Genomic DNA, 26,786 nt, shown 5'->3' with positions numbered 1-26,786 from the left:
GGCCCCTTCGGGCTGCGCCCGAAGAAGCGAACCAGCCTGCTGCGCAGGCTGGTTGCGCTCCCGCTCCGCGAGAGCGCCAGGCCGGGCACTGCGTGCCCGGCCTCAACAGGCCTGCTGCGCGGGCCTGTTGAGCTCCGGCCGCTGCGCGGCCGGAGCAGGGGGCCTTTCGCTGCGCTCCAGACCCCGAAGGACGCAGCGAGGAGAGGGGGTAGCCGGGGTGGTGAGGCTGGCGCGGGGCGCGTGCCTCCGAAACCCTGACTGGCGGTCAGGGTTTACTCTGTGCTTCAAAGCTATGACCCGGATCTAGACTGGAATGAACACCTCTCACCGATGCCATTTCTGAAGGTGCGTCAAAAACACTTCGTGCCGAATTCTGAAACCGCTCGAATGGAACAAATGAGAATTCCCCGCAAAAGTGTTTCTTTTTCTCAGGTGGGTGGATTCTGGAATGGCTCGGTATTGCTGCTGTGCTTTCCTAGCTAATTCCTCAAATTGAGCTCGATGAACCTTCGTGTGTCCGGGGCTGGCGCGGCGGCCGTTCTACTCTGGGGGTGTGACGGACCGGACGCTCAGTCGACGAACCCGAGCAGGGTGTCCGGGCGACAGTCACTCGTGCTCGTAGCGAGCACGCAGCCACTTCAAATTCCTGATCAAGGTCAGGGTGTCGGGATGATCAGGCCCCAGCACCCGCCGCCGCACCTCCAGCGTCTCCTCCCCCAACACCAACGCCTCCTCCACCCGACCCACCTCCCCCAAACGGACGGCCAGGTTCGACGCCGCACTCAGCGTGTCCGGATGTTCCGGACCCACCACCCGCCGCTGCACCCCCAGCGTCTCCTCCGCCAGCACCAACGCTTCGCCCACCCGACCCACATCCGCCAGACGGTTGACCAGATTCGACGCCGTGGCCAGCGTCCGCGGATGCTCCACACCCACCACCCGCCGCTGCACCTCCAACGTCTCCTCCCCCAACACCAACGCATCCCCCACCCGACCCACCTGCGCCAGACGGACGGCCAGATTCGACGCCGTGAGCAGCGTGTCCGGATGCTCCGCACCCAGCACCCGCCGCTGCACCCCCAACGTCTCCTCCTCCAGCACCAGCGCCTCCTCGACCCGACCCACAGCCGCCAGCTCGACGGCCAGTCCGGTCGCCGTGGTCAGCGTGTGGGGATGCTCCGCACCCCGCACCCGCCGCTGCACCTCCAGCGTCTTCTCGTCCAAGGTGACGGCTTCCTGGTATCGCCCCAGTGCCCACAGCCGGACAGCGAGGTGGCGAGCACTGACCAGGGTGTCGGGGTGCTCCTCGCCATAGAGGCGCCAGCGCCGGGCGAGGGTGTCCTCGTCCAGAGCACGCGCGCGCTCACGGTCCAGGGTGTCGTCGAAGGCGCGCGCCAGGGAGTGGGCGGCCGCCAGGGTGTCGTCGTGGTCGGGGCCGAGTTGCCGGCGCCAGGTGTCATACAGGACCTGCAACCGCTCACGTGCCGGGGCCGGCTGCCCGCGGTCCATCAGATACCAGCACGCCTCACGCACCACACCTCGCCCCTTCTCGGTGGTGAGCTGGGCGGGGTCGGCGGCCAGGGCGTGCGGGAGCAGGGCCTGCCAGGCCGGCCAGAACTGCGGCTCACCGGCGCGGCCGGGGTGGGCTGCGGTGAGGAGTGCTTCGGTGCCAGCGGCCACGGTGTCGTGCTGGTCGGGGGTGAGGTGGTGGGTGAGGACGGCCTGGGTGAGGCGGTGCAGCTGCACCGTGCCGTCCTGGACCCGGGCCAGGCCGTGCCGGGCGATGGACTGCAACGCGGTACCCACCGTCAGCTTCGACGCCAGCACGTCGGCCAGGAGCGTAGATGCCTGGTCGGGCAGGTGGCGGGCGCAGGAGGTGAGGGGGAAGGGTTCGGGTGCCAGGAGCGCGAGTGCCAGGAGCAGGGTGTGTGCGCCGGGGTGGTCCTGGTGGAGGTGGGCGGCGGTGAGCTGGACCTGGGCGGCCAGTGACACCGGGTAGTGCGCGGGTGGGGGGCCCGCGGCGAGGACCGCGGCCGTGTTCGCGGCCAGTTCCTCCTTCAGGTCCGCAGCCGACAGTCCCCCGGTCAGCAGGGCGGCTGCTTGGGCGAGGGCGAGGGGCAGGTCGTCCAGCGCGGCGGCGATGTGGTCGGCGTCCGCGTCGCTCAACTGCGCGCCCTGGGCGCGGAGCAGGGCGATGGATTCGGTGCGAGAGAGGGTGTCGATGTCGAGGGGGACGGCGTGGCTGTTCCAGTTCGGGTTGCGGGAGGTGATCAGGACGTGGCCGGGGCCGCCGGGCAGGAAGGGGGCGAGGGTGGTGGGGTCTTCGGCGTTGTCGAAGACGATCAGCCAGTGTGGGCGGGTGCGGAGTTCGGCCAGGAGTTTCCGGACTGCTACGGGGGCGGGTGTTCCTTCGGGGGCGGCTCCGATCTCGACGGCGAACTGGGCGAGCTGGTCGGGGATCAGGGCGGGGTCTTCGGACGGGATCCATCCGGCGGACTCGTATGCGCCGGCGAACCGGTAGGCGTACTCGATCGCCAGCTGCGTCTTGCCAACCCCACCACGGCCATACAGAGCCTGGACCGCCACCCGTCGGCCGGACGCGAGCGCCTCGCGCAGGTGCACCAGTGTGCTGTCGCGGCCGGTGAACGCGGCGTTGCGGGAGGGCAGGTCCCAGATGCGCGGGAGGGTTCCGGGAAAACGCGGCTCGTCCCCGCCGTCCTGGCCGTTCCGGGAGCTCATGCCTGGCGGGGGCGGGGGTGCCGTACCCGGCCGGGACGGGCCGATCACCGCACGCAGCAGCTCCTCGCGCGCGGCCACGTCATCCAGACCGAACAGAGCAGGCGCGATCACCGAGCGCAGGATCGCCGGAAGGACCACATCGGCCACACGGACCGGGGTGATCCTCTCCTTCATGGCCAGCACCGCGGTCCACTCCGGAGTCGTGAACCGCTCCGGCTCAAAATAGGCCGGGGAAAACAGCGCAAGAAACCGGCCCCGCTCCAACGCGGCATCCATCTTCAGGATGAAGTTGTCGCCCGCACCCCAACTCCAGCAATCCAGCTCAACCTGAAAACCGGCCTCCTGGAGCTGCCAGCCCACCCACTCCGCCCACACACGATCCGCACCCGCATAACTGACAAACCATGGGTGCTCCGACACACCATCCAAAGCGTCGCCGGACGCCCCGTTCGCGCTCATCCCAGTCCCCCGCCGCTGGCACCACTCCGTGCTGAACCACCCAGCCTATGCCCCGGTCACCGGCCAGGTCATGGCCTTCACCACTCCGGTCACGACCCCGCCTCCTCCCGCACAGCGCGGGTCCGGGCGCGGTCCGTCCTGTCTGAAAGCGTGTCAGCCTGTTGTCGGACGAGGGATGATCATGGCGAACCATTCGCTCTGACCGAAGATGTGACGCCCCGTGACACGCCGCACCACCCTGCTCCCCACAACCGCCACCGCCCTTGCCCTGACTCTGGCCCTGAGCGGCTGCGCCGGCCTCATCGAGGAAGCCACCAGCAGCCCGCAGCCTTCCGCCACCGCCTCCCCCGCCGCCTCGGGGGCGCCCGGCGCCGACGCAACCGCGGGCGCGGGTGGTGGTGCGGGTGCGGGCGAAGGGCTCGCGCTGGCGGACGCGATCGGGCAGCTGACCATCGAGCCCGAGACCAGCGGGGGGTACGTGCGGTCGTCGTTCAAGCACTGGAACTCCGGCCAGGACGCCGGGGACGGGTGCGACACCCGCGAGGAACTCCTCATCGCCGAAGCCGTCACCGCGCCCGAGACCGGCACCGGCTGCAAGCTCACCGGAGGAAGCTGGTTCTCCTACTACGACGAAGTCACCGTCACCAACGCCCGGGGACTGGACGTCGATCACATCGTGCCGCTCGAGGAAGCCTGGTCCTCCGGCGCCTCGCAGTGGGACGCCGCGCGCCGCGAGGCCTACGCCAACGACCTGGACGCCGAACGCTCCCTGGTCGCCGTCACCGCGAAAACCAACCGCTCCAAAGGCGCCAAGGACCCAGCCCAGTGGCTCCCCCCGGCCGACAGCGCCCTGTGCACCTACCTCGAAGACTGGACCGCCACCAAACTCCGCTGGAACCTGACCGCGGACACCGCCGAACAAGCAGCCCTCACCGAACACGCCACCCAATGCCCCGACTCCACCATCACCTACACCCCCGCCACCTGAACACGACTTCCCCCCGCCAGCAACGCTGATAGGAGAGAGGGGGAGTGGTTCCGCACCCGGACCCGGCAGCCCGGGCGGAACCACGCCCCGGCCGTCAGCACCAGCGGCCTCCCACACCGTCCACCGGCCCCGCCCCGACCTCGCCTCGCTGGCCTGGATGCCGTCGGCCCGACCGCAATCCCACCCGATCTCCGCACAGCCCAGGGGCACAACGCACCAGGCATCCGACCTGCATGAGTACGACGCCATGGAACGTCGACGCACGGCCTGCGCACCGTATGCAGCTCGTCGAAGCAGGCTCCCGCCTCCACCGCCGTACAAACCCTGTGCAACGCTTACGTCCGCTGAGACGACCACGGGCAGATAGCCGGCCACCCGCCTCCTGCGAACGCGTGCGAGGACCGCCGCGTACACGAGGACGCCGACCGGGCCCGCCTGGCCCGAACAACTCCCGCCCGGCCCGCCGCCCGGCACGACAACAACGGCACCCTCACCCGACGGGCCACTCCCATACCGCCAGCCGACACGGGATGTAGGAACACTCACGCGCCCCGTTGATCACGCACCCACTCCAACGACCTGATCGCATGCAGCGTGTCCGGATGCTCCGCCCCCAGCACCCGCCGCTGCACCCCCAGCGTCTCCTCCGCCAGCACCAACGCCTCCCCCACCCGGCCCACCTGCGCCAGACGGTTGGCCAGGTGCGACGCCGTGGCCAGCGTGTCCGGATGCTCCGCACCCAACACCCGCCGCTGCACCTCCAACGTCTCCTCCTCCAACACCAACGCCTCCTCCACCCGACCCACCTCCGCCAGACGGATGGCCAGGTGCGACGCCGTGGCCAGCGTGTCCGGATGCTCCGCACCCAACACCCGCCGCTGCACCCCCAACGTCTCCTCCTCCAACACCAACGCCTCCCCCACCCGACCCACCTCCGCCAGCTCGATGGCCAGGTTCGACGCCGTACGCAGCGTGTCCGGATGCTCCGCACCCAGCACCCGACGCCGCGCCTCCAGCGTCTGCTCGTACAGGGCGCGGGCGCGTTCGGGTTCCTGGGTGTCGCTGTAGGCGCGGGCAAGGCAGTGGGCGGCCTGGAGGGTCTCGTGGTGGTCGGGGCCGTGCTGTTGCAGGCAGGTGTCATAGAGGGGTTGGAGTCGTTCGCGGGCCGCGTGTGCCTGCCTGCGGTCCATCAGATACCAGCAGGCACCTTCCACCACGAACCGTCCGCGGCTGGTGGTGAGGCGGGTGGGGTCGAGGGCCAGGGCGTGGGGGAGCAGGGTCTGCCAGGCCGGCCAGAACTGCGGCTCGCCGGGGTGGCCGGGGTTGGTTGCGGTCAGGAGGGTTTCGGCGTCCTGCCTGGCGCGTTCCTGTTCCTCACGGTTCATCTGTGCTGTGAGCATGTTCTGGGTGAGGCGGTGGAGTTGGAGGGTGCTGTGGTGGATGCGGGCCAGGCCGTGCCGGGCCACCGCTTCCACCACCCGCGCTGCTGCCAGCCGTGAGCCCACCGCTTCTTTCAGGAGGGTGGGGGTCTGCTCGGGGAGGTGGCCGGCGCAGGTGGTGAGGGGGAACGGCTCGGGTGCCAGCAGAGCCAGGGCATCGAGCACCAGCGCGGCGCCGGGGTGGTCGCATTGCAGGCGGGTGCGGGTGAGGCGGACCTGTGCGGCCAGGGCGTGGGGGTAGCCGGGCGGATGCCCTTGGGCCATCACCTCCGCCAGGTTCGCCGCCAGTTCCTCCCTCAGGTCCGCTGCCGACAGGCCTCTGGTCAGGAGGGCGGCTGCCTGGGCGAGGGCGAGGGGCAGGTCGTCCAGCGCGGCAGCAATCGTGTCGGCGTCCACGTCGGTCAACAGTGCGCCCTGGGCGCGCAGCAGGGCGATGGATTCGGTGCGGGAGAGGGTGTCGACGTCGAGGGGGACAGCGTGGGTGTGCCAGTGAGGGTTACGGGAGGTGATCAGGACATGCCCAGGGCCGCCGGGCAGAAACGGTGCAAGGGCGTCGGGGTCTTCGGCGTTGTCGAACACCAACAGCCACCGCGACCGCTCCCCCAGATCGTTCAGTAGCAGATCGACCGCAGCCTCCGGCGGCGCGTCGGTGGGGGCGGCGCCGGTGCGGGCGGCGAGGGCAGCGAGTTGGCCGGGGATGAGGGCGGGGTCCTCGGACGCGATCCACCAGGCGATCTCGTACTCCCCCGCAAACCGGTACGCGTACTCCGTCGCGAGCTGCGTCTTACCGACCCCGCCCCGGCCATGCAACGCCTGGACCGCCACCCTTCGGCCGGAAGCGAGGGTCTCGCGCAGGTGCACCAGCATGCCGTCCCGACCCGCGAAGGCGGCGTTGCGGGAAGGCAGGTTCCGGACGCGTGGCAGGCTCCCGGGCAGGCGAGGACCGGTGCCACCGACCCGGGACAGCGTGCCACCCGGGCCGGGGAACGGCGGCTCCGCATCCGGACCACCCGACGGACCCTTCACCGCAGCCAGCAGCGCTTCACGCGCCCGGGCAGCGCTCCGGCCGAAGAGATCCTGACTCGCGACAGCCCGCAGAATGGCCGGAGGAACGACCTCCGCGACACGGACCGGGGTAAGCCTCTCCTTCATGGCCAGCACCGCAGCCCACTCCGGAGTCGTATACCGGTCCGGCTCGAAATAGGACGGGGAGAACAGGGCGAGGAACCGGCCCCGCTCCAGCGCCGCATTCATCTTCAGGATGAAGTTGTCGCCCGCGCCCCAGCTCCAGTAGTCCAGCTCAACCTGGTAGCCGGCGTCCAGGAGTTGCCAGCCCACCCACTCAGCCCACGCACGATCCGGACCCGCATAACTGATAAACCACGTCCGCTCCGACACACCATCAGCACCGTCGCCAGATGTCTCGCTCGCACTCATCCCAGTCCCCCGGACACCGCACTCCCCCAACCGAATCAACCAGCCTAGAGCCACGCAGGCTGCGCGGTCCCGGACTTCACCCGGCAGGAAGCCTTCACTGAAGAGGGATGCTGCCCCCGCCCAAACGCCGGCCCGGCACGAAGCCACCAGAACACCGCAGCAGGCCCTTGACCGGGCCGCGCAGCGGTCCGGCGCCGGAGGCGTCCCCGGAGCGCCGTGTGGCACCGTGGCGCCGCGCCAGGACCCCCACCCTGCAAAAGAGAAACGAGTATTGCCGCGCCCTGCCGGACGGTGCGGTGCTGCGCCCCTTGGCGCGCCCCTGTGGTGTGCCGTGGTTGAGGCGGGCGGGATGTTGATCTCGGGGTGGTGCAACTGCGGGTGGGTGTGTCGGCATGTACGAGGCATGAGGACACCGCACCCCGTCCGTGCCCTGCGCGCTCGATACCGGCGGCGCCGTGCGCGCTGGCCCTTCCGGCAGCGAGGCCCGCGTGTGACCGCGTTGGATTGGCGTCGGAGACGGGTTCGGCTCTGGCAGCTCACCCGGCAGTTGGGCATGTACGCGCTGATCTTGGTGGGGGCGTTCGTGCTGTTCGTGGTGCTGCCGTGGTTGGTCTGGAAGGGCCCGTTCGAGATTGACAAGGATCATCTGGACGAGGCGAAGCTGAAGGAGCAGTCCGGTGCGCTGGTGACCGGGTTGCGGACGGCGGTGGTGGCGTTCACGGCTGCGCTCGGTGCGGGGATCGCGCTGCTCTACACCGCCCGTAACTACCGGTTGACGCGGCGGGGGCAGATCACCGACCGGTTTACCAAGGCCCTGGAGCGTCTCGGTTCACCCGAGATCTACATCCGTATCGGCGGGGTCCTCGCCCTGGAGCAGATCGTGCGGGACGCCCCCGAGCAGGCCGCCACGGACGCCGCCCGCGTCCTGGGCCACTTCATCCGTCACCACGCCCCCAGTTCCACGCCCCCGCCGCCGTCCAGCACCCCCTACGCCCTGCCTCCCGAGCCGCTGCCCGACACCCCTGCGGGCGATGTCCAAGCGGCCCTCACAGCCCTCACCCGGCCCAAATCCCGCGCCCACGTCGACCCCAGCGAACCCCTCGACCTCCACGGCCTCCACCTCGCCGGCGCCAACCTCAACGGAGCCGACCTCACCAACGCCAACCTGTCCAGGGTGAACCTCACCGGCGTCGACCTGATCGGGGCGACCCTCACCAACGTCGACCTGAACGGGGCGACCCTCACCGGCGTCGACCTGGACAGGGCGACCCTCACCGATGTCGACCTGAACGGGGCGAGCCTCAACGGCGTCGACCTGAACGGGGTGCCCCTCACCGACGTCGCCTTGAACGGGGCGACCCTCACCAACGTCGCCTTGAACGGGGCGACCCTCACCGGCGTCGCCTTGAACAGGGTGAACCTCACCAACGTCGCCCTGTTCAGGGCGACCCTCACCGGCGTCTACCTGAACGGGGCGACCCTCACCGACGTCGACCTGTCCAGGGCGAACCTCACCGACGTCTACCTGTCCAGGGCGACCCTCACCGATGTCGGCCTGGCCGAAGCGCGCCTCACCGACGTCAGCCTGTCCAGGGCGACCCTCACCGACGTCGACCTGTCCGAAGCGCGCCTCACCGACGTCAGCCTGTCCAGGGCGACCCTCACCGACGTCGACCTGTCCGAAGCGCACCTCACCGATGTCGACCTGTCCGAAGCGCGCCTCACCGACGTCGACCTGTCCAGGGCGACCCTCACCGATGTCGACTTGTCCGAGGCGACCCTCACCGACGTCGACCTGTCCGAGGCGACCCTCACCGACGTCGACCTGGCCGAGGCGCCCCTCACCGACGTCGAGCTGTCCGGGGCTGATGTGTCGGGCGCTGTCGGTTTGCGCCTGTCGCAGCTTGCTTCAGCGCGAACCGATGGGGGAACCGAGCTGCCTGAGTGGTTCTATCCGCGCACCGGGAAGGCCAGTGAACCGGAAGCTTGACGAGCGCGGACGCGGACGTCTTCGGCCGGGTGGCGTTCTACTGTGGGGGCGTGACGTTCGAATACCCCGCCGATCTCGTGGACCTTCAGCAGCAGCTCACCGCTGTGCAGGGCGAGCTGCGCGGCGTGCTCGCGGGTCTGCCGTACTCGGTGGAGCCGCGGGAGGCGTGGACCCGTGAGGCTACTGGCTCGCCACGCCGCGTGCCTACGCGGCCTCCCCGGGCTGGACGCCTCAGGAGCAGGAGCGGGTGGCCGCGCTGCGCGAGCGCGAGCGGGAGCTGGCCGCCGCGGTCATCCAGCATCCGTTCTGGGGCGAGGTCGCCGCGACGGACCGCTCTGACGCCCGTTCCGGGCTGAAGCACGCCGCCGCCCGTCCGGACGGCGGGGAGCGCGAGGCGGCCTGAGCCGCGGGCCGGCCACCGGCCGCAGTCCTCAGCGCAGCCAGATCTGCGGGCCGCCGCCGCGCCACTCGATCAGGTCGGACAGCTCGACCTTGACCAGGTCCCAGGATTTCAGTCCGGCCCGGCGCAGGAACTCGGTGACATCGGCGAGACCGAACGCGCGCCCCAGGATCGCGCCGTCGATCCTCACCCGCCGCCCGCCCTCTTCGTCGGGCGGGTACACGATCACAGGACGGCGGCCGGGCATGGCCCCAGGATCATCCGGACCGGCCCGGCGTGCACCCGGTCCCGGGTCAGTCGACGAACCCGAGCAGGGTGTCCGGGCGGCAGTGCGGGCACGCCTCCACCCGTTCCGCGAGGGCCCGCACCGCCTGCTCGCGGGTGACGCCTCGCGAGCGCTTGCCCGCCATGTGACAGTCACCCCCGTGGACGTAGACGGGCGGGGTGTCGCGGCCGAGGCTCTCCTCGATGAGCCAGTCCGGGGCCGGCGGCCGGGCCGCCAGCCCGCGCAGGCGCTCGCTCTCGCGGCGCTCCTCCGCCTCGATCCACCGCCGGGTCCGGGCAAGGTCCCGCTCCTGGACCCGCTCCAGGAACCGGAGCGCGGCGAGCTTGGACGGGGCAGCAGATTCGGTCACGTGTTCTATTTTATGAGTGTGGGCTGACCAGCGCACATGTGGTGTCGCTGCCGGGCCTTCCGGCCGCCCGGATCAGTTACGAATCCCTCACTTCCTGGTGGCGGCTGGATGAGCTGGCCATGATGGACATATGACGTTGGCAGAGCGCGCGCTCGCACAACTGGCGAGCTGGCCCGACCTGTTCGAGGCGGAGCCGAGCTGTGGAATCGGTAGGGCCGTCCGCGCGGCTCACGGGGAGATCGCCCACTTCCACTCCGAGGACCACGTCGACCTGTACCTCACCGCGCGGGCGATCAAGCGGTTCGAGGACCACCTCACGGACGCGACCGCGGTCCTTCTGGTGCCCGGCTCGCAGTGGGTCACCCTGCGCCTGGATGTCGCAACGGACGTCGACCTCCTGATGACCCTGGCCTCCCTCGCCCTGCAAGCACACCAGGCGTGGCCGGAACCGGGCGAGATGCCGCAAGCACACTGCAACGATCACCGCAGCCCGATCCGTCCGAAGGGATCACTCAGCGGAGGCTGAGCGGCGCAGAGCGGGCCGGTGGAACCGCGCCCGTGTTCAGGTCTCGATGTAGGCGACGACGACCACGGTGCGCAGCGCGGTGACGAAGTACAGGACGCGGACGGATTCGACGTCGTCGGTGTACTGGCGCAGTGCCGGGGCGTCTGCGGTGGCGGGGAGCTGCTCTCCGATCTCGGGGTCGACGCTGATGACCACCAGGGCGCGGTCCAGGGCGTGCAGCTCGACTTCGAGGCTGATGGACTCCAGTTGCTTGGCCGCGGCGTCCGAGAACACGATCCGGGCCCGGCGGCGCTGCGGGGGCATCAGGCGACGGCCGGCCGCTGCCCGGCGAGCCGGGCCCGGTGCGCCTCGCGCAGCTCTTCCCAGGGGGTGCAGTCCGCGGGGTCGGGCAGCCCGTTGACGGCGAGGTCCTCCAGGACGGCCGCGTACGCATCGGCGCGAGTGCGGGCCTGTGCCGCGAGGGCGCGCAGGGCGTCCGCGGTCTCCGCGTCCAGGCGCTGCCGGACGGCAGCGTCGCCGGGGGCCGGCTGGTCGCTCACGGGTGCCTCCAACTGGGGGTGGGGCGCTCCCACCACGGTAGCGCCGGGACCGGGCGGTCGGGGCCCGATCGGCGGACCCGACTTCCTTGATCGCCTGTGCGGGCCCCTGAGGGCCGATCACCCTGCCCGGCGAGGGAATTGACGCCGGGACAGGTGAACGGCCCCACAGTGGGCGCTCAGGGGCGCGTGAAGGGCTTGCGTGCCGTGCCCCTCATTCGCGCTCGGGACGTGGCTGAAGAACCAGCGGGCCGCCGCGAAGAAGACGCGCACCAACGCCGCGCTCCGCGCCGACAGCACAACCGGCGTCTCCTATGCCGGGGAGCTGCCAGAGAGCCGGATGGAGGCGCTGACGGACATCGATCCGGGGTGGGCGCCGGAGTGGGAGATCGGCTGGCAGCGCACCTACCGGCTCGTGCTCGCGCACCGCAAGGCAGGCGGCGAACTCCCCACGCGGGCCGGGGACGTCGTCGTCCAGGGCGAGGACCTCGGAGCGTGGATCACCGCGCAGCGCACCGGGTGGGAGCGTCTCGTGCCCGTGCAGCAGTACCTCCTGGAGACCGTCGGCATCGAACCCCTGGAAGACGGCGAGACGGCGGGTCCGGTGCGGCGTACACAGGCCGACAAGTGGGCCGCCAACCTCGCCGCCCTGCGTCAGTTCCACGCCCGCGAGGGACACGCACGCGTCCCTCGCAAGGCAGTGGAGACCGTGGACGGAGTCGAGCTGAGGATCGGGGCGTTCCTCAGCAACGCCCGGAGCCGGGCCGCCAAACTGTCTCCTCAACGGCGGGGCGAGCTGGCCGCGCTGGGACTGGAATGGGCTGCGGAGGGCGGGGCGTGATGCAGTGGAGCGCGGAGGACGTCGCACGGGCGACCGTGCGACGGCAGGCCACCGGCCTGAGCGCCGGGCAGGTCGCCGACAAGGTTGCCGAGGCCGCCCTGCGGGAGCGGGAGACGCAGCGGGAGCTCCGCTCCCCCACCCGCTACGGCGAGGACGAGCCGGACCCGTTCCAGAGCGATCCCCAGAAGCTCGCCGAGCAGTGGGCCGCCCGGCATGCCGAGTGGCAGCGCGTCGCGGCGCTCATGGCCGGTGAGGGCTGGACGGTCTACGACCCCGACCGTGACACCCCGGGCACGGCATGGGACCAGGACCGCGAAGCGCGCAGGATCGGCGCCCTCGCCCGGCACACCGCCTGGCGGCAGGAACAGGCCGACGCCCGCGACGAACTCCGCACACAGGTCTGGCTGACCGCCGACGCCGGCCGCCGCGTCCGGGAAATCGCCGCCCGCACCGGGCTGTCCCCCGAGCAGCTCCTGGCCCAACTCGCCGCCCACGCCGAACTGCGCGACGACGGCACCCTCGCGGCGGGGCCCTTCACCCCGCAGTGACCACCAGCACGACCAGGACGTGAGCAGGCCCGCACCGATCGGTGCGGGCCTGCTCCGTCGCCGCATGTGCACGCCGTGGGCATGCGCGGGACCGGCCGCGCTCACACGCCCGGTCCCCACGGCTTTCTGCGGATCGTCCTGCGCACCCGGCGCCCCGTCGATCCCCCACAGGAGTGACCTCCCCTTCTCCGGCTGACGCGGAGAAGGAGGTGTCGGCGACCGCAACCGGCTTGCCCAGGAGGCGTGAGCTGGGCGGATGCGGCGACCGCGCTGAAGGGTGCTGCAACCTTCGGTGCACCTCACGGTGCAACGGTCCAGCCCCCTGTCCACGCAACGGTGGGAGCACCCAAGGAAGCAACCGGTCAGGTCGGCATTCCACACCCTAGACACCAAATGAGAGGAGGAATCACAGGCGCTTCAAGCAGGTGGCGGGCACCTGGCCGCCCTGCGGCCCCCTGACCACCCGCCAGACATGCCCGTCCCGGCCGCACTTGCGGTAGGCCGGACCACTGACCGTGCGGGCCACCGCCTCCAGACACGACGTCACCCGGTCCCCGCGGTGCAGCACACGGACCACCCTCGAGTTCGAGCGGGCCACCGCCTCGCCCCGCGCGGGCCGGCGCACCGCCACCGACCGCCCGGTCACCTCGTAGGTCGTCGTGCACGCGGCCGTCACGGACCGGGCCGCCGTGGCAGATGCCTGCGGAGCGGTCCCGGCGGCGGTCAGCACGACGGCTCCCACGGCGGCGGCGATCGTCATCAAACGCAGTCTCGTCATAGCCGGGACAACCCCGCGTCAGCGGGCGCCGGTCACGGCCCGGCGGTGAAGATCACCCGCCCGGGGATCGCCACTGCAGAACCGACCCTGCGGGCCAGACCGGCGACTTCCCTGCCTGGGCCCTTCCTGCACCGGGGGCACGGGTGGGCCGCTTCCGGCAATCCCAGCCCGACAATCCCGACCTGACAATCCCGGCCGACAATCCCGGCCGACAATCCGGCTCAGAAAGGTGCCGTCGAAAAAATCTTGAACCGGCGTGTGACATTCACACCGCTGCCCCGCACATGACCCCGTACAACCAGACACCTGCCTCTGGACCGCGCGAAGGCTCAAAGAAGCATCGCCGAGGTTCTGAAGCGGTTCAAGACGGAGGATTTTTTATGCGTGCGGTGCACAAGGTCGCGGAGGCCGTCGACAACGGCCTCTCCGACGACCGGGCGACGCGGGTCATGCGGGACGCTGCCCGCGTCCGCGAACTGGCTCTGGACGGCTTCAAGGGACAGGACTACAAGTCGTTCGAGGACGATCTGATCTCGCAGGCATGGCCGGTCCTGCGCGGCATGCTCCGCAACGGCTCGCTCCCCCGGATCGCGATGAAGTGGTGCACGGAGCGGGGTCTGCCCTTCTGGGTCAGCCCCGACGACTACGCCCTGCTGCGCTCCGATCCCGTCGCCCGCGACGAGATCCTCGTCGAGGTGGTGCTGCGAGTGCGGACGTCGTTCCGGCGCAAGGCGCTGGTCGACGGCGAGTGGGACCCCAACTACAAGGGAGGCAAGGGGGCGAGCTGCCTGACCACGTACTTCGTGGGCAAGTGCATCTGGGAGTTCCGCCGAGTGTTCACGAGGTGGGCGAACGAGCGCCGGGACTACGCCAAGATGCACGCGCTGTACGACGGCTCCGAGGAGACCGCGCACGAGAACCCGGTGCTCTTCGGCCCGCTCCTTGAGGCCAGCATGGTGTCCGAACCCGAAGCCGCCGTGCTGAGCACCGACTTCGAGGACATCCTTCGCGAGCAGCCCGCGCTTACCCAGGCCGTCATCGCCATGGTCATCGAGGGCTACGTGGACACCGAGATCGCCGACGAGCTGCACCTCACCCACGCGGCGGTCCGGATGCGCAAGACCCGCTTCCGCAAGGCCCTGTACGACGGGGCGCGCCAGGGGCGGATCTGGATCCCCGAGCAGCTCCACAGCAAGGCCGGCACCCGCCGCGGCGCGCAGCGGGGTGCCGCGTGACCGTTCAGACGATGGTGATCCTGCTGCTCGTGCTGGGTCTGTGCGTCTTCGCCTCCCTCTTCGCCGGACTCATCGCGTTCGGCATCGGCCGCCTGATCAAGACCCCGATGGACAAGGCGATCGGCTGGGGCGGCATCGCGTCCTTCAGCGTCATGGCGCTGAGCCTGACCGTGCTGGCGATCGTCGTGACCTTGGTGGGATGACCGGCCATGGACCAGCCGGAACGCGGACGGGTTGCGCAGAGACACGGTGCAGCCCGCCCGCGTTCCGGCTGGTCGCGGCAGGCCGGACTGGACATGCTCCGCGTCGTGTACGGGACACCGGACGCGCCGGACCCTCAGACGGCCCCAGACGGCCAGGAACCCCCACCCGACAGCACGCCAGCCTCCCCGCCCTGAACAAGCCGTGGCGGGCCCTCCAGGGGCGTGGTCGGCCCGACCACGCCCCGACCACAGGCCCGACCGCGGGCGCCGAGCAGGGAGTTGACAGGCTTGCCCGGGAACAAGCTCAGGGCGCTGGGTAGGGGCGTGGGTGGCCGCGGCGGACGAAGTCGTCGGCCGACTCGGCGACAAACCCCAGCGCCCCGGGCCGGCCGTGGGCCTCCAGCAGCAGCACCGCCATGAGGACGGTGAGCGCGTGGACCTGAGCGTCCAGGGGGAAGTCGTCCAGCCCGCCCGCCATCAGCCCGGTCCCCGCGACGACCGCCTTGCGCACCGCGGTCGTCATCATCAACTCGCACTCCAGCGGCGCCAGCGCCGCGACCTGGTCCAGGACCGCAACCGACATCGACGGCTCCCCCAGATCCTCGAAGACCATGTCATGGTCCAGGACCTGCCAGCCCAGCATGTGCGCAAGCTGCTCACGGCCAAGACCCTCCAGCCCCGACCGGACCCGGCCTTGGTCCTCGGTCAGGTAGGCCCACAGCAGGTCCGTGGCACGCCACATCCCTTCCGCCGCAGCCGCCTCATCGTCTCCCGCCCCGGTGGTCGCCATGGCACCCCCTTTTAGCGGACCCACACCAACAGCGAGCACCGATCCCCCCACATTCACCACAACGAAGCACCCCGCCCTTCCCGTGGTCGGCCCGACCACGGACCAGACCATGGACCCGACCACAGGCCCGACCACGGGCGCGGACCACGGAGTTGACAGGCTTGCCCCCCGGGGCCGCACAGCGGAGAGTCCAGGCGTCGCCGCGAGCCCAGCAGCGCTCACAAGGCACTCAGGCGGGCGGGCGACGGCCGAAGAGGGCCTTGAACGCACCCGGCGGCTGCCGGGCGATGTCGACGCGGCACTCGGGGCAGTGCCGGCCGTCCTCGGGCGGGGCGTCGTCGAAGCGCAAGCCTTCCGGTCCGGTGACCGGCTGCGCGCACCGCGCACAGGGGACTGGCGGCTCGACAGCAGGAGCAGGGGTGGGGACAGGAGCAGCGCGGACGGTCCCCCACCCGTGCTCCCGCTCTCGCTCCTGGCGCTCTTGCTCCCGGCGTTCCCATTCCTGCTGCTGGCGTCGCTGGCGCTCTTCGTCGCGTGCTTGCCAGGCTTCGATGCCGTCGGGGTTGTGCAGGGCGTCGGTGAGGGTCTCCCACTGGCGGTGTCCGCAGCGCCACCACACCGGCTCCAGCGGCCCGTCCGTTTGCAGGCGCGGCAGGGTGGTGAAGACGAGCGGGACGGCGTCGGCGTAGTCCTGGTAGCCGTCCCTCTCGCTCACGCTGACCGCCATGTTCTCGTAGCGGCCGGACCACACGTCGCGGGTCAGGTCCAGGACGCGGTTCATCCGGTTCTTCAGCGCCTCCTGCCCGGCGCGGGAGCCCGGGTTGAAGACGACGACGACCGGCGGGTGCCCCTGACGGCCGGTCGGCGGATAGAGGGATCGCCAGGTGGGGACGTCCCGGCCCCGGGCGTCCTTGACGGTGCGGCGGAAGAAGTCGCGGTAACGGTCGAACTTCCCCGCCAGGCGCTCCGCGCTCTCGGTGCAGTTGTCGACCTCCACCAGCAGCACCGGCACGCCTGCGTCCGGGGCGAGGAGCACCGCGTCGGCCTGGACGGTGGAGCGGCCCCGGGTGCCGCCGGACAGGACGTGCACCACCTCCGTGGACCAGGACGCGGGCGTGCCCATCCCGGCCGGCTCCCTCGCGGCTGTCTCGTGAGGGGGCGTCACCGGTGCGGTGCCGGAACGGCGTACAGGGCGGGTCGGCTCCGGGAGGGTGCGGGTGATGGCGATGACCGTCTCGTTCACCGCCATCGCGTGCGGGGCCCCCGAACGGGCCGCACCCCGAGCCGTGCCACCCATCTCGCCCGGCGGGCGGGAGAGAACCTCCGCCGCGGCATCAAGGCCGAGCGGGGTCAGGCCCCACAGCTTCGAGGCGTCCCGCGCGTTGCCCTCGGAGACGACCAGGCCGTGCCTCGCCAGATCCAGACACGCGTTGCGCACCGCCTTGTTGTCCTTGTGCCCTGGGCACATCAGCCGCCGCACCTGATCCGCGCTCGCGACCTTCAGCACCCCCAGCGCCGCCAGCACGTGCGTGCGCACCGCTCCGGTGGATCCGTACGGGTAGGTCTTCGAGCCGCCCACCGCTGCCCCTCCCTCACCTCGTGCGCAGTCGTGTGACTGCGCAGCCGCGGGCCCGGCGGCGCGGGCCCGCCCCTAGCAGCGCCGCCCGAACCCGATGACCTCGACGTCCGCCCCACCCCTACCACCCACCACTGACATGCAGGTGAGGGGGAAAGGAGAGAGAAGAGGGTTGTCGGGACTCCTGGCCGGGCTTGCCCACGCACTCTGACCAGGCAAAATGCTGCGCAGCCAGCAGGCAGTGCCGGTAGGGGGATCGGTAGGGACCCCGGTAGGGGAAACGGTAGGGGGCCTGACCCCCTTGACCACGGCCCTGCGCAGCCACTTCACAGGCACTGCGCAGTGGCTGCGGGAGTCCGCCGTAGCGCCCGCCAGGAGTCCGCCAGCAGTCCGCCGGGAACCCGCCGTGAGCCCGCCGTACGGCGGGTCCGAGAGGGCCGTACGGCGGGTCCCTGGCGGACTCCTGGCGGGTACTACGGCGGACTCAGCAGCGCAAGGTGGCAGCCAGTCGCTGATGTGACGCGGCTCACACCTCAACTTTCCTCACGATCCGCGCACCCGCCGCGTCTTTTTGGCACGGGCACCAACGGGGTGGAACGCGGCCTAGTCAGGGGGGCCTGGGTGACCGGTAACAAGACCGAACACTTAGTGAAGGAACCCTTCAAATGAGCATGGCATCTCGTGGGGAATCGGTGCCCGAGCAGCAGCGGCGCATCATCGTGATCGGTGGACGCGGAGCCGCAGCCGAGCTGCCGGTGAAGTCCAGGAAGCAGTGGTGCTGGATCTGCGATCAGGAGGTCCGACTCCTCAGGTACACGGCGGCGCTCGTCGGGGAGCAAAACGAGGGTGCCGTCTTCGGTCTGGCGCGCGAGTCCATCTTCAACGAGTTGAAGAAGGGCCCCGTGAGGAGCATCGGCGGGTTCGCGCGGACGGTCATCCTCAATAAGGCGCGTGATCACTGGCGGAACAGCGCCACGCGGTACAACCGCGAGCTGCTGGTCGGTGAGACCTCCATGCTGGAGGCCGCGCTGCCCATCGACCTCGGTGCCCAGGCCCGGGTCGAGGAGATGAAGGACTACGCCGCCGAGTTGCTGACCTGCCTGAGCAGCCTTGAGCTGACCGCGTTCGTCCTGATGGCGCTCGACAGGCTCTCCTCGGATGATGCCGCCCGGGCCATCAACGAGATGAACGGGGTGAACGAGGAAGACGTCAGCCATGCCATCGCGAAGGCCGAGGAGGCCAAGAAGCGCGGTGAACGCAGGACCGCCCTCACGGACTCCCAGGGGCGGCGGGTCATGACTGCGGAGAACGCTCGTCAGACCGTGCATCGTGCCCGGACCAAGCTCAAGGAGCGGGCCGCGCAGATGCCGCTGGGCCTGCCGGCCGTCGACTAGGACAACGTGGCACAGCAGTCGTTGTCTCGGGCGCAGCGCCCCTTTTGGCCAGGCTCGCTGCGCACCGGGAGTGGGCTGCAACCCACTTCACCACCGCACCACACGACAAGGAAGAGGATCACCGTGGAGACCGTAGTCCTTATGTTGGCAACCATCGCACTTCGCGTGCGTCTGATCTGCAATCGGGCGTGGGACGAACTCCTGATCATGTTTGTGTCGGTTCAGCGCGCGTTGAGGCGTGGGGACCGCGTGCGGACGTTCGGTGGCGGAGCGTCGGGCCGGCTTGCCCTTGTTGGCCTCGGACAACTGCTGCACAAGAGGAAGCTGGTGAACGACGATGACGCGTGCGTCACGAGGCCCTAGCGGCATTCCTCCCCTCATATAACGCGGGCCGGAGACCTCACATAGAGGCTCCGGCCCGCGTCTTTATGGTGCCGGACCGTTAGAGCCCGGCACCGCACCGCTCGGACGGCTGGACACCACGACGAGCAGTGCGGGACCTGCCAGTCAAGGAACAGCCCCATGACGACGAGGATCCCTCAGCCCAGCGGCGGAAGCCAGGACTTCCCTGCGTACGACCTCCTGATCGCGGCCTCCGAGCGTGAGATCGCCCGCCACAAGCGTGAGCTGAAGGAGCACCGCCGCCAGCGCCGCCTCGCCCGGCGCGCCAAGGCCGCCCAGTTCGCCCAGACCCACAGCCGCGCCGGCGTCTTCTGGATCGGCGCGACGGCCTTCTCCTCCTCGATGGCGTGCTTCGCCTCGGGGGAGACCCAGATCGCCACCGACCTGCTCATGTTCGCCATCCAGGTCTGGCTGATGCTCTTGGGGCTGCCCCGGCTGTAACTGTTCGACGCCACGTGACACCGCACGACCCGGGCCCCCTCGACCAACTGACGGTCAAGGGGGCCCGGGTCGTGCACTCGCACGTTCAGGACTTACTGATCCGCTCCCAAGCCTCGCCCGTTTCAACGACGCGGGCCGCGGCGCCGCACCGCCTGGCCGAACGATCCCAACAGTTCCTTCCAAATTTGGAAGGGCCCTGGGAGGTCAGCGGTTGCGCGCCTGCACCCAGCTCCGCCGCTCCCTGCGCGCCGTCAGCCACAGCGACGCCCGCTTCGACGCCCGGCTGCACGCCGCCGCCGACATCGCCGCCCGCTACTCATCGGCCGAAGAGACGGACCCCGTCCACGGGCGCCTGGTCCAGGCCGTCAGCAAGGCACTCCTGCCCATGGAACACGCCCTACGCCAGGCATCCGCCCAGGCCGCCCTCACCGAAACCCTGCGCCAGGCGACGGAAGCACCCGCCGCGACCTGAGAGGGCGCCGCCCGGAAGTGTGGGCGCGGGATGTCTGCGCCGTCGGCCAGGCAGTACAGACATCCCGCAGCCTCAGATGCGGAATTCGCCTCCCGGCCTCGGGGGAGTCTGCAACACGGCGGAAGGAGGGTGCCCTGGCGCGGCAGGCTGCCTGACGCCAGGAACAGCGCGACGCCCGCGAGGGACTCGGGGCGCAGGTGTGGCTGTCCGGCGAGGTGAGCCGCCGGGTCCGGGACATCGCCACCCGCGCCGGGCTCTCCCCCGAGCAGCTCCTGGTCCAACTCGCCGCCCACAGCCACCTCGATGATGACGGCACCCTCACCGCGGGACCCTTCCCCTCGCGCTGGTTCACGGGGGTTGACGCAGGTCGATAGTGTAGGTTCTCACTTTCGGTGTCAGGCGCCGCCGCTATGACCAGGGAGTTTCCCTTCAGTCTCACGACATGTCGGCCAGCTGCTGTCTCAGAGCGATGTCGTTTCCTCAGACTGTCCGTCAGCCATCCGCTCCATCCACTCGCGCACGGTCACCGCGTGCTCGATGCGGTTGACAATGCCCTTCTTGGATGCCGTGTCCAGAGCCTCCGGGATCTTGTCGAAGGTGTCGGGAAGGACATCGAGCAGACCCCAGATCTGTTCGCCGGTTCCGACAGTCGGGGTCCCAGTAGTTCTCGCCGAAAAAGCAACGCTAGGGGTCGGGGGCGCCAATAGGCTTCTCGTGAGCTTCAAACGCGGCCGAAGAACGGCCCGGCTCAAGCGGGTAGGAGTGTCAGGCATGGCCGACAAGAAGGTCGTTTTCGTTGCGTTCGCGATCGAGGACGAGCGGCAGAGGGACTTCCTCAAGGGGCAGTCCCTCAGCCCGCGCGCGCCTTACGAGTTCATCGACATGTCAGTCAAGGAGGCCTACGAGTCCGGGTGGAAGGACAAGGTCCGCACCCGCATCCGGCGCTCCGACGGCGTGATCGTGCTGGTGAGCAAGAATTCGCTGACGTCGGAGGGGCAGGAGTGGGAGATCAAGTGCGCGAAGGAGGAAGGCAAGAAGATCCGTGGGATCTGGGCGTACAGCGATGACCGGACGCAGCTCGCCGGCGTAACGACTGTCGTCTGGAGCGACGCGAACATCTCCTCGTTCATCGACTCGCTCTGAGGTAGGCACGATGCGTAAGGCCCTTATCGTTGGAATCGATTACTACGAGAACATCGGCTCGCTCAGTGGCGCGGTCAACGACGCGCACAGCGTCAAGACAACCTTGGAGCGCAACGCCGACGGCACTCGCAATTTCGCGCAACCGAACCTCATGACGAGCACCGGCCCGGGATCGGACGTCACTCGCGCCGAACTGCGCGAAGCGATCGAGCAGCTCTTCCGGGATGATGCAGAGGTCGCGCTGCTGTACTTCTCGGGCCACGGTTACATCGACGGCATCGGCGGGCACCTCTGCGCGAGCGATTTCGCCAGCGAGCACGATGGCCTCTCGCTCGCGGACATCATGGGCTACGCCAACAAGTCGCCGGCAAAGAACAAGGTGATCATCCTCGACAGCTGCTACAGCGGCGCAGCTGGCGGTAGCGCGGTCTCCGCCAAGGTCGCAGAGATCTCCGAGGGCATCACGATCCTTACCGCATCGGCGGCGAATCAGTACGCGGTCGAGACGAGCGGCTCAGGCGTCTTCACGAGCCTGTTCGTAGACGCCCTCAGCGGGTCCGCGGCCAACCTCGTCGGCGAGGTCACGCCGGGCAGCGTCTACGCCCACGTGGACCAGTCTCTCGGCCCGTGGTCTCAACGGCCGATCTTCAAGACGAACGTCAAGGAGTTCGTGTCGCTGCGGAAGGCCGACGCCCCGATCGAGCTTGAGAAGCTGCAGAAACTTGTCGAGCTGTTCCAAGAGCCCACCACCCTGCTCCAACTGGATCCCAGCTACGAGCCCGAGCGCACCGGAGCCGAGGACCCCTCGGTCCCGGCGCCGGACCCGGTCAAGAATGCGGACTTCGCAGTCCTGCAGGCGCTGGTGCGCGTCAACCTGGTGCGCCCGGTGGGCGCACCACACATGTGGCACGCGGCCATGAACTCCAAGACGTGCGAGCTAACCGTGCTAGGCCAGCACTACTGGTCCCTCGTGAAGCAGGGCTTGATCTGATGTCGGATGCAGCAGGAATCCGCGAAACGCTTGAGAACCATCGGGCAATCGACAGGCTAGCGGCGGTCGAACACGACCGTTGGGCGCATTGGCAGCAGTATCTGCACGACCAGTGCGAGCGTCGCGACGACGGCTCATTGGTGATCCCCGCAGAGCTCGTCTCTCGATGGGAGGAGCAGATCCGCACCCCCTACGAGGAACTTGCTCCCGAAGTACAGGAGAGCGATCGCGAGCAGGTACAGCGATACCTGCCCACAGTCATCGAGATCCTGACCGACTGAAATGGACCCCGACAGATACCCCCCAGGCATCCGACTGGGGGGCGTCCTGTGTGTCTGGACGTCTCTCTGAGCTCGACCTCGTACAGACGGCCGCCACGATCTTCTTGCCGAAGGAGGTCAGTTTCATGGCCCGGCCACATACCGCACGTTCCAACAGCGTCTTCCCGAGGTCACGTTCAAGGCGATTGATCTGAATCACCAGGGCCGACGGGTAGATACTCAGGGCCTTGGCCGCCTCACCGATCGTGGAGTAGGACGACGCGGCCGCGAATGGAGGACGCCCTCGGCCGGCCGATCCGGCTGGAGCTGTGCAAGGACTGCGACGCCCACAAGCGGCCCGCGGCGGAACTAATCCGCTTCTTCGGCAACGGCCAGGCCGGCGCGGACCGGGCACCGGAGGGCGCGGGCCTCATGATGGAGTGGACCCGAGCCGAGATGGCCGCGTACGGCTGGTACCTGTCGGACAGTCCTCAGCCGAGCCGCAACTGACCGGTCTTCCAGAGGGAGAAGCGGCTCCTCTCCACTGACGTGTTCGGTCGCGCCCCTGATCGTCAACGGCGCGTGATCCTCAGGCGCCGGGCTGGCGTGGGTGGCTCCAGGGCGGCCCGTAGTGCCTCTTGGAAGTCCTCGATGGCCCGATCGGTCCTGCCGGTATCCGCGTAGTGCCGGCTGATCGCGGTGTGCAGCTCGCTGGTCGCCTGCGCGAGACTCTGGTCTTGATGCCGGAGCAGGGGCAGGGTGGCAGCGCCGAACCGGTTCAGGTGTGACGTCAGTCCGGCTGCCGACCGTGTCCAGTGTTCGTTCCAGCGGTAGACGGCGGCGGCAGCCTCGCCGAGTCCAGCCATGAGGGCGGGGTAGTCGCTGCGTCCCGTTCTGCCGTAGGCCGTGGCTCCGAGGGTCGCCATGCGCAGCACAACCAGGGATCTGGCTTTCCAGCCGCCCATGAGGTGATCGTGTGCGTCACCTTCGACCCGTAGGGCCAACACGGCGGCCATGAGCTCGTCAGCCTGCGCTTCCAGCGCGGCGCGCGCGTCGGCCGCATCCTGCCGTTCCTGCGTCTTCCTGGCACGGCGTGCGTTCTCCCACCCACCGATGAACACAAGCGAAACGGCACCAGCCGCGGTGAGTGCGGTGTCGAGCAGACCACTGTCCATGTCCAACCGGACACCGGATCAACGCGCATAGTTCCCGCAGTACTTCGTTCGAGTGACCCCACGGGAGGCACGACTGCTTCCGAAGCCCCGGAGTAAGACGTCATCTCATTTGGTGAGTCTGTGCGACGATTCGTCGGCCAGTGGGAAGTCGTGAGCGAGGGCGAAGGCCGATGGAGTACGTCAATCTCGATGCGCAGGTTGGTGACCTGTCGGGGGTCTTGGACCCGGCTCGCTACCTGAGCCACCTGCCCTCGATCTCCGGTGATCTGCCGCCAGGCGCCCGGGCTTTCGCCGCGGACGCGGACCACTACGACTTCCGCAGCAGGCGATGTGTGAAGGATCTGACGCTTCGGGCCCTCCGGGCTGCCAGCGGCGAGGAGATGGAGGTCGAGTTCCAGCACAACTGCTGGAAGCACGACCAGGACCTGCTGATCCGCTATGCGGGGGTGTCCGGCATCGTCATCGATCCCGTCGACGAGGACCGGGGAACGGACCTCGGAGCTGTGATTCTCGACGAGATCCTGCCGCACCGGGACGGCTGCAGCCACGAGATCGCCTGCTGGGACGGCACCCTCACCATTGTCTGCCGTGACCTCCAGGCGACCTGGATTGAGACCACCTGCTCGAGCAAGTCGTAGGCGCGACAGGCCATGGGGATTGTTGAGCGGCTGGTGCCGGATGAGCTGTGGGAGCTGTTCCAGCGGGTGGTGCCGGAAGCGCCGTCGCGGCCTCAGGGCGGTGGTCGGCGTCGGCATGGCGACCGGGAGGTGCTGGCGGCGATCGTGTTCGTGGCCACGTCGGGCTGCACGTGGCAGCAACTGCCGACAGCATCTTTCGGGCTGTCAGGGGCGACGGCTCATCGGCGGTTCAGCGAGTGGTCGAAGGCTCGGGTGTGGGCCAAGCTCCACCGCGTTGTGCTCGACGAGCTCGGCGCTCGCAGAGGGCTGGACTGGACCCGCTGCGCGATCGACTCGGTGAACATGCGGGCCTTGAAAAGGGGGACCTGACAGGTCCGAATCCTGTGGACCGGGGCAAGTATGGATCGAAGATCCATCTGGTCACCGAGCGGACCGGTCTGCCCATATCCGTCGGAATCTCGGGAGCGAACCTGCACGACAGCCAAGCCCTGATCCCCTTGGTCAAGGGGATACCGCCGATCCGCTCCCACCGCGGACGCAGACGACGCAAGCCGGACAAGCTCCACGCGGACAAGGGCTATGACTACCCCCACCTGCGGCGATGGTTACGCGGACGCGGCATCACCCACCGCATCGCCCGCAAAGGTATCGACCCCTCACAGCGACTGGGCCGCCATCGCTGGACCATCGAACGCACCATGGCTTGGCTCGCCGGCTGCCGCCGCCTCCATCGGCGCTACGAACGCAAAGCCGACCACTTCCTCGCCTTCACCAGCATCGCCTGCACCCTCATCTGCTACCGCAGGCTCACCAAATGAGATGACGTCTAAGTCTCCTGCCAGTAAGAGCGGGGTGGGCGGACGCCGTGGCCGCGTCCGGTCGCGGGCGCGGTGCGGTAGGCGCGGTATCGCTTCAGTTTGGCGATCAGCAGGGCGAACGACATGGGGCGGTCGATCTCGATGAACGCGCTCTGGCTATCTCCCAGCAGGACCGCGGCATCGGGCACCAAGGCGGGCCGGATCGGTGACAGGTCCCGGCCCGCACCCGTGACGCGGTGCGAGCCGGTGGCCACCGTGGCCAGGCACCCCTTGTCTGCGGTCTGACCGACCTCAACCCGTGGTGTCCGTTTTGAACTTTGACTGGCCCTTGACGAGGCGGTTCGTCCGTGGCCGACGCCACACCGCCCGGCCGCAGTTCAGCGGGCCGGACGCGTGGTGGACAGCGAGGATCCGAGGCCTCATTAGAGGGCTTGTGGGAGCGAAACGTCTCAGGCGGTCACCGCCGCGGGCCTGGTCCGTGCTCAGGGCCGGGCTGTTGGTGCTGCTGGCGGCCCGGGTCAACAGCCGCGGCACTCTGCGCACTCGAGGCGCTTCTGATGGCGGTCTGGTCCGCGCGCCAGTTGGCGTCCTTGCGCAGTGTGGCGAGGTGCTGCCCGGCGTGCCCGAGGCGGCCAAGTTGATCGGCCGTCAGTTCCAGGGCTTCCAGGTCGGTGCGCAGCGCGGCGACGTCGATGGGGCCGCCAGGGCCGGCCTTCTTCCGTACGGGGCGCTCCTCCTGGCCGAAGAGGAGCAGTTGCTCGGGCATCGCTGCCTGCTGGTGCGCGAACACGTCGTACGGGTCGCGGCCCCCGCGGCAGGCGGTACGCAGCCGGGCACCGAGAACGGTGGCGGCGATGACGGCGCGGTCGTGGAGCAGCGGCACGCGCGGAATGTCCCACGCCCCCGGCTCCAGCGGCAGCAGCGGCCCGGCCGGGTCGGCAGGTGGCTCGCGGTCGGCGTCGCGGTCAGGAGCGGCGGTCGTCCGTCGCCGTACGGGTGGTGAGCCAGTGGTGCCCAGCGGGCGGTGTAGAGGCGGTAGCCGGGTTCCTCACCGCGCTCGCTGCGGGCCTCGGTGATGTCGGTGCAATGCGCGGCTAGCGCGGTGTCCACGATCCGATCGTCCAGGCCGGGCTCGCGGCGGTGCCCGCGCTGGACGAGGGCGAGGTGACGGCGGGCTTCGGCGAGCACGACTGCGCAGTCATCTCTCGCTCCTCCACAAGCGGTCGGAGCCTGGTCTTTCGCCACTTGACGCGTGTGCCAGTACCTGGGCAGTCCACGGCCAACCAGTCCAGTGCGTGACGTGGTCACGGATCGGGTCATTCCGCGGTCCGGACTTCCGAAAGCCCCCATACGGTACCTGTGCGCGTCGATAAGATGACTCATGGTTACCGTTCTGGCCGTGGACGCCACCGGGTTCGAGCTGCTCGCTGACAGCCAGCGGGTCGGCCCCCGGCGCGTGTTGGAGGCTTCTGACGTCGAGCTGCTCAACGGGATCGCCGGCCGGTATGTGGAGGCCGTGCGCAGCGGTTCCAGGGACGAGGTGCTGCTCGCGATCGGACGCGACCTGTACCGGTGGCTGGAGGGCGACCTGGGCCAGTTGACGAGACTGATCGCTGCAGCGTCGGGGCCGCTGGTGTTCGAGGTCCGGGCACCGGCGAAACCGTCGCCCGCGGCGTGGGCGCTGCTGCGGGCTCCCTACGAGCTGCTGGCCGCTCCTGATGAGGGGTTCCTGGCGGAGGCGACAGAGTTGTTCGCCGTGGCGCGGCGGCTCGGTCACCCGAGCCCGGCACCGGCCCCGGATGGGTACCGGCTGGGGGTGGCGTTCATGGCCTCGGCCCCGCGGGGCCAGCACGATCTGGACTATGAGGCCGAGGAGATGGCCATCCTGAAGGCCGCCGGGGGAACGAGTCTTGACCTCGTGGTCGAGGACTC

31 protein-coding genes and 2 pseudogenes are annotated in these 26,786 nt (G+C 69.5%); 19 read left to right on the top strand and 14 right to left on the bottom strand.

Annotated elements, in window-relative coordinates; translation table 11 throughout:
• Nucleotides 1-606 precede the first annotated feature (606 nt).
• Nucleotides 607-3,198: an FxSxx-COOH system tetratricopeptide repeat protein gene (fxsT, locus tag ACIPSE_RS46695; protein WP_401676189.1), complete on the bottom strand. Its 2,592-nt coding sequence runs from the start codon at nt 3,196-3,198 to the stop codon at nt 607-609.
• Nucleotides 3,199-3,418: 220 nt separating this feature from the next.
• On the opposite strand from fxsT (ACIPSE_RS46695), the gene ACIPSE_RS46690 reads away from it, so the two are divergent.
• Complete coding sequence (locus tag ACIPSE_RS46690) at nt 3,419-4,186, top strand: HNH endonuclease family protein (RefSeq protein ID WP_401676187.1); 768 nt, start codon at nt 3,419-3,421, stop codon at nt 4,184-4,186.
• 542 nt (nt 4,187-4,728) lie between these two features.
• Here ACIPSE_RS46690 and fxsT (ACIPSE_RS46685) read toward each other — a convergent pair.
• Complete coding sequence (gene fxsT, locus ACIPSE_RS46685; protein WP_401676185.1) at nt 4,729-7,062, bottom strand: FxSxx-COOH system tetratricopeptide repeat protein; 2,334 nt, start codon at nt 7,060-7,062, stop codon at nt 4,729-4,731.
• Nucleotides 7,063-7,615: 553 nt separating this feature from the next.
• Here fxsT (ACIPSE_RS46685) and ACIPSE_RS46680 point away from each other — a divergent pair.
• Together ACIPSE_RS46680 and ACIPSE_RS46675 are read left to right on the top strand one after the other, a co-directional pair.
• Entirely contained in the window at nt 7,616-9,052 is a 1,437-nt protein-coding gene (locus ACIPSE_RS46680; protein WP_401676183.1) for a pentapeptide repeat-containing protein, read from the top strand.
• A gap of 247 nt (nt 9,053-9,299) precedes the next feature.
• Entirely contained in the window at nt 9,300-9,455 is a 156-nt protein-coding gene (locus tag ACIPSE_RS46675; protein ID WP_401676181.1) for a hypothetical protein, read from the top strand.
• A 28-nt stretch (nt 9,456-9,483) separates the two neighbouring features.
• On the opposite strand, the gene ACIPSE_RS46670 is transcribed toward ACIPSE_RS46675, so the two are convergent.
• Nucleotides 9,484-9,699 carry a hypothetical protein gene (locus tag ACIPSE_RS46670; RefSeq protein ID WP_401676179.1) on the bottom strand — a complete coding sequence of 72 codons (216 nt, stop codon included), beginning with the start codon at nt 9,697-9,699 and terminating at the stop codon, nt 9,484-9,486.
• A 46-nt stretch (nt 9,700-9,745) separates the two neighbouring features.
• The gene (locus ACIPSE_RS46665) at nt 9,746-10,087 is read right to left on the bottom strand and encodes a DUF6233 domain-containing protein (RefSeq protein WP_401676177.1); all 342 of its coding nucleotides are present in this window, start codon (nt 10,085-10,087) and stop codon (nt 9,746-9,748) included.
• 130 nt (nt 10,088-10,217) lie between these two features.
• Between ACIPSE_RS46665 and ACIPSE_RS46660 the strand changes: the two genes are divergently transcribed.
• A complete protein-coding gene (locus ACIPSE_RS46660) occupies nt 10,218-10,613 on the top strand; it encodes a luciferase family protein (protein WP_401676175.1) in 396 nt (131 codons plus the stop codon).
• 36 nt (nt 10,614-10,649) lie between these two features.
• Here ACIPSE_RS46660 and ACIPSE_RS46655 read toward each other — a convergent pair whose 3' ends face one another.
• Both ACIPSE_RS46655 and ACIPSE_RS46650 read right to left on the bottom strand, forming a co-directional pair.
• Complete coding sequence (locus tag ACIPSE_RS46655; protein ID WP_401676173.1) at nt 10,650-10,916, bottom strand: hypothetical protein; 267 nt, start codon at nt 10,914-10,916, stop codon at nt 10,650-10,652.
• The gene (locus tag ACIPSE_RS46650; protein ID WP_401676171.1) at nt 10,916-11,152 is read right to left on the bottom strand and encodes a hypothetical protein; all 237 of its coding nucleotides are present in this window, start codon (nt 11,150-11,152) and stop codon (nt 10,916-10,918) included. The genes ACIPSE_RS46655 and ACIPSE_RS46650 overlap by 1 nt, the downstream gene beginning before the upstream one ends.
• Before the next feature lie 199 nt (nt 11,153-11,351).
• On the opposite strand from ACIPSE_RS46650, the gene ACIPSE_RS46645 reads away from it, so the two are divergent.
• Both ACIPSE_RS46645 and ACIPSE_RS46640 read left to right on the top strand, forming a co-directional pair.
• On the top strand, nt 11,352-11,990 hold the full coding sequence (locus ACIPSE_RS46645; protein ID WP_401676169.1) for a helicase associated domain-containing protein: 639 nt from the start codon (nt 11,352-11,354) through the stop codon (nt 11,988-11,990).
• The gene (locus ACIPSE_RS46640) at nt 11,990-12,538 is read left to right on the top strand and encodes a hypothetical protein (RefSeq protein WP_401676167.1); all 549 of its coding nucleotides are present in this window, start codon (nt 11,990-11,992) and stop codon (nt 12,536-12,538) included. The genes ACIPSE_RS46645 and ACIPSE_RS46640 overlap by 1 nt, the downstream gene beginning before the upstream one ends.
• Before the next feature lie 406 nt (nt 12,539-12,944).
• Here the strand turns inward: ACIPSE_RS46640 and ACIPSE_RS46635 are convergent, their stop codons facing one another.
• On the bottom strand, nt 12,945-13,298 hold the full coding sequence (locus tag ACIPSE_RS46635) for a hypothetical protein (protein ID WP_401676165.1): 354 nt from the start codon (nt 13,296-13,298) through the stop codon (nt 12,945-12,947).
• Between the two features lie 398 nt (nt 13,299-13,696).
• Between ACIPSE_RS46635 and ACIPSE_RS46630 the strand changes: the two genes are divergently transcribed.
• On the top strand, nt 13,697-14,551 hold the full coding sequence (locus ACIPSE_RS46630) for a hypothetical protein (protein WP_401676163.1): 855 nt from the start codon (nt 13,697-13,699) through the stop codon (nt 14,549-14,551).
• Nucleotides 14,548-14,754 (top strand): hypothetical protein, encoded by a 207-nt coding sequence (locus tag ACIPSE_RS46625; RefSeq protein ID WP_401676161.1) that lies wholly within the window; start codon nt 14,548-14,550, stop codon nt 14,752-14,754. The genes ACIPSE_RS46630 and ACIPSE_RS46625 overlap by 4 nt, the downstream gene beginning before the upstream one ends.
• A 304-nt stretch (nt 14,755-15,058) precedes the next feature.
• Here the strand turns inward: ACIPSE_RS46625 and ACIPSE_RS46620 are convergent, their stop codons facing one another.
• On the bottom strand, nt 15,059-15,544 hold the full coding sequence (locus ACIPSE_RS46620) for a hypothetical protein (protein WP_401676159.1): 486 nt from the start codon (nt 15,542-15,544) through the stop codon (nt 15,059-15,061).
• 229 nt (nt 15,545-15,773) lie between these two features.
• Entirely contained in the window at nt 15,774-17,123 is a 1,350-nt protein-coding gene (locus ACIPSE_RS46615; RefSeq protein ID WP_401676157.1) for a replication-relaxation family protein, read from the bottom strand.
• 662 nt (nt 17,124-17,785) lie between these two features.
• Here ACIPSE_RS46615 and ACIPSE_RS46610 point away from each other — a divergent pair.
• The 4 genes from ACIPSE_RS46610 to ACIPSE_RS46595 all read left to right on the top strand — a co-directional run bounded on the left by ACIPSE_RS46610 (nt 17,786) and on the right by ACIPSE_RS46595 (nt 20,203).
• Nucleotides 17,786-18,514, top strand: a complete 729-nt coding sequence (locus tag ACIPSE_RS46610) for a hypothetical protein (RefSeq protein ID WP_401676155.1) — start codon at nt 17,786-17,788, stop codon at nt 18,512-18,514.
• A gap of 522 nt (nt 18,515-19,036) precedes the next feature.
• Nucleotides 19,037-19,357, top strand: coding sequence for a hypothetical protein (locus ACIPSE_RS46605; protein ID WP_401676153.1), 321 nt, complete (start codon nt 19,037-19,039; stop codon nt 19,355-19,357).
• Between the two features lie 211 nt (nt 19,358-19,568).
• On the top strand, nt 19,569-19,829 hold the full coding sequence (locus tag ACIPSE_RS46600) for a hypothetical protein (RefSeq protein WP_401676151.1): 261 nt from the start codon (nt 19,569-19,571) through the stop codon (nt 19,827-19,829).
• A gap of 197 nt (nt 19,830-20,026) precedes the next feature.
• The gene (locus tag ACIPSE_RS46595; RefSeq protein WP_401676149.1) at nt 20,027-20,203 is read left to right on the top strand and encodes a hypothetical protein; all 177 of its coding nucleotides are present in this window, start codon (nt 20,027-20,029) and stop codon (nt 20,201-20,203) included.
• An 87-nt stretch (nt 20,204-20,290) separates the two neighbouring features.
• Here ACIPSE_RS46595 and ACIPSE_RS46590 read toward each other — a convergent pair.
• Nucleotides 20,291-20,479: pseudogene (locus tag ACIPSE_RS46590) on the bottom strand (hypothetical protein); the annotation flags it as partial.
• A gap of 121 nt (nt 20,480-20,600) precedes the next feature.
• On the opposite strand from ACIPSE_RS46590, the gene ACIPSE_RS46585 reads away from it, so the two are divergent.
• From ACIPSE_RS46585 to ACIPSE_RS46575, 3 genes are read left to right on the top strand one after another with little or no spacing between them, the layout of a single operon-like run.
• A complete protein-coding gene (locus tag ACIPSE_RS46585; RefSeq protein ID WP_401676147.1) occupies nt 20,601-20,972 on the top strand; it encodes a TIR domain-containing protein in 372 nt (123 codons plus the stop codon).
• Between the two features lie 10 nt (nt 20,973-20,982).
• A complete protein-coding gene (locus tag ACIPSE_RS46580; protein ID WP_401676145.1) occupies nt 20,983-21,963 on the top strand; it encodes a caspase domain-containing protein in 981 nt (326 codons plus the stop codon).
• On the top strand, nt 21,963-22,244 hold the full coding sequence (locus ACIPSE_RS46575; RefSeq protein WP_062025629.1) for a hypothetical protein: 282 nt from the start codon (nt 21,963-21,965) through the stop codon (nt 22,242-22,244). Before ACIPSE_RS46580 ends, ACIPSE_RS46575 begins: the two co-directional genes overlap by 1 nt.
• On the opposite strand, the gene ACIPSE_RS46570 is transcribed toward ACIPSE_RS46575, so the two are convergent.
• Nucleotides 22,222-22,461: a hypothetical protein gene (locus ACIPSE_RS46570; RefSeq protein ID WP_401676191.1), complete on the bottom strand. Its 240-nt coding sequence runs from the start codon at nt 22,459-22,461 to the stop codon at nt 22,222-22,224. The genes ACIPSE_RS46575 and ACIPSE_RS46570 overlap by 23 nt on opposite strands.
• Nucleotides 22,462-22,514: 53 nt before the next feature.
• On the opposite strand from ACIPSE_RS46570, the gene ACIPSE_RS46565 reads away from it, so the two are divergent.
• Nucleotides 22,515-22,733 carry a DUF6300 family protein gene (locus ACIPSE_RS46565; protein ID WP_401676143.1) on the top strand — a complete coding sequence of 73 codons (219 nt, stop codon included), beginning with the start codon at nt 22,515-22,517 and terminating at the stop codon, nt 22,731-22,733.
• Between the two features lie 62 nt (nt 22,734-22,795).
• Here ACIPSE_RS46565 and ACIPSE_RS46560 read toward each other — a convergent pair whose 3' ends face one another.
• A complete protein-coding gene (locus tag ACIPSE_RS46560; RefSeq protein ID WP_401676141.1) occupies nt 22,796-23,398 on the bottom strand; it encodes a hypothetical protein in 603 nt (200 codons plus the stop codon).
• Between the two features lie 170 nt (nt 23,399-23,568).
• Here ACIPSE_RS46560 and ACIPSE_RS46555 point away from each other — a divergent pair, with 170 nt between their 5' ends.
• Nucleotides 23,569-24,036: a hypothetical protein gene (locus ACIPSE_RS46555; RefSeq protein ID WP_401676139.1), complete on the top strand. Its 468-nt coding sequence runs from the start codon at nt 23,569-23,571 to the stop codon at nt 24,034-24,036.
• 12 nt (nt 24,037-24,048) lie between these two features.
• Nucleotides 24,049-24,854 (top strand): IS5 family transposase gene (locus ACIPSE_RS46550; RefSeq protein WP_401676137.1). Its coding sequence is split into 2 segments (ribosomal slippage): nt 24,049-24,390 and nt 24,393-24,854, totalling 804 coding nucleotides; the frame shifts between segments, so codons are not numbered across the junction.
• Nucleotides 24,855-24,862: 8 nt separating this feature from the next.
• Here ACIPSE_RS46550 and ACIPSE_RS46545 read toward each other — a convergent pair.
• Together ACIPSE_RS46545 and ACIPSE_RS46540 are read right to left on the bottom strand one after the other, a co-directional pair.
• Nucleotides 24,863-25,045 (bottom strand): hypothetical protein, encoded by a 183-nt coding sequence (locus tag ACIPSE_RS46545; RefSeq protein ID WP_401676135.1) that lies wholly within the window; start codon nt 25,043-25,045, stop codon nt 24,863-24,865.
• Nucleotides 25,046-25,311: 266 nt separating this feature from the next.
• Nucleotides 25,312-25,737 (bottom strand): hypothetical protein, encoded by a 426-nt coding sequence (locus ACIPSE_RS46540; protein WP_401676133.1) that lies wholly within the window; start codon nt 25,735-25,737, stop codon nt 25,312-25,314.
• Nucleotides 25,738-26,253: 516 nt separating this feature from the next.
• Here ACIPSE_RS46540 and ACIPSE_RS46535 point away from each other — a divergent pair.
• Nucleotides 26,254-26,786, top strand: a pseudogene (locus ACIPSE_RS46535) (hypothetical protein); the annotation flags it as partial.

The sequence above is a fragment of the Streptomyces sp. NPDC090106 genome, assembly GCF_044747265.1.
GTDB lineage: Bacteria > Actinomycetota > Actinomycetes > Streptomycetales > Streptomycetaceae > Streptomyces.
This window is presented reverse-complemented; position numbering and strand designations above follow the sequence as displayed.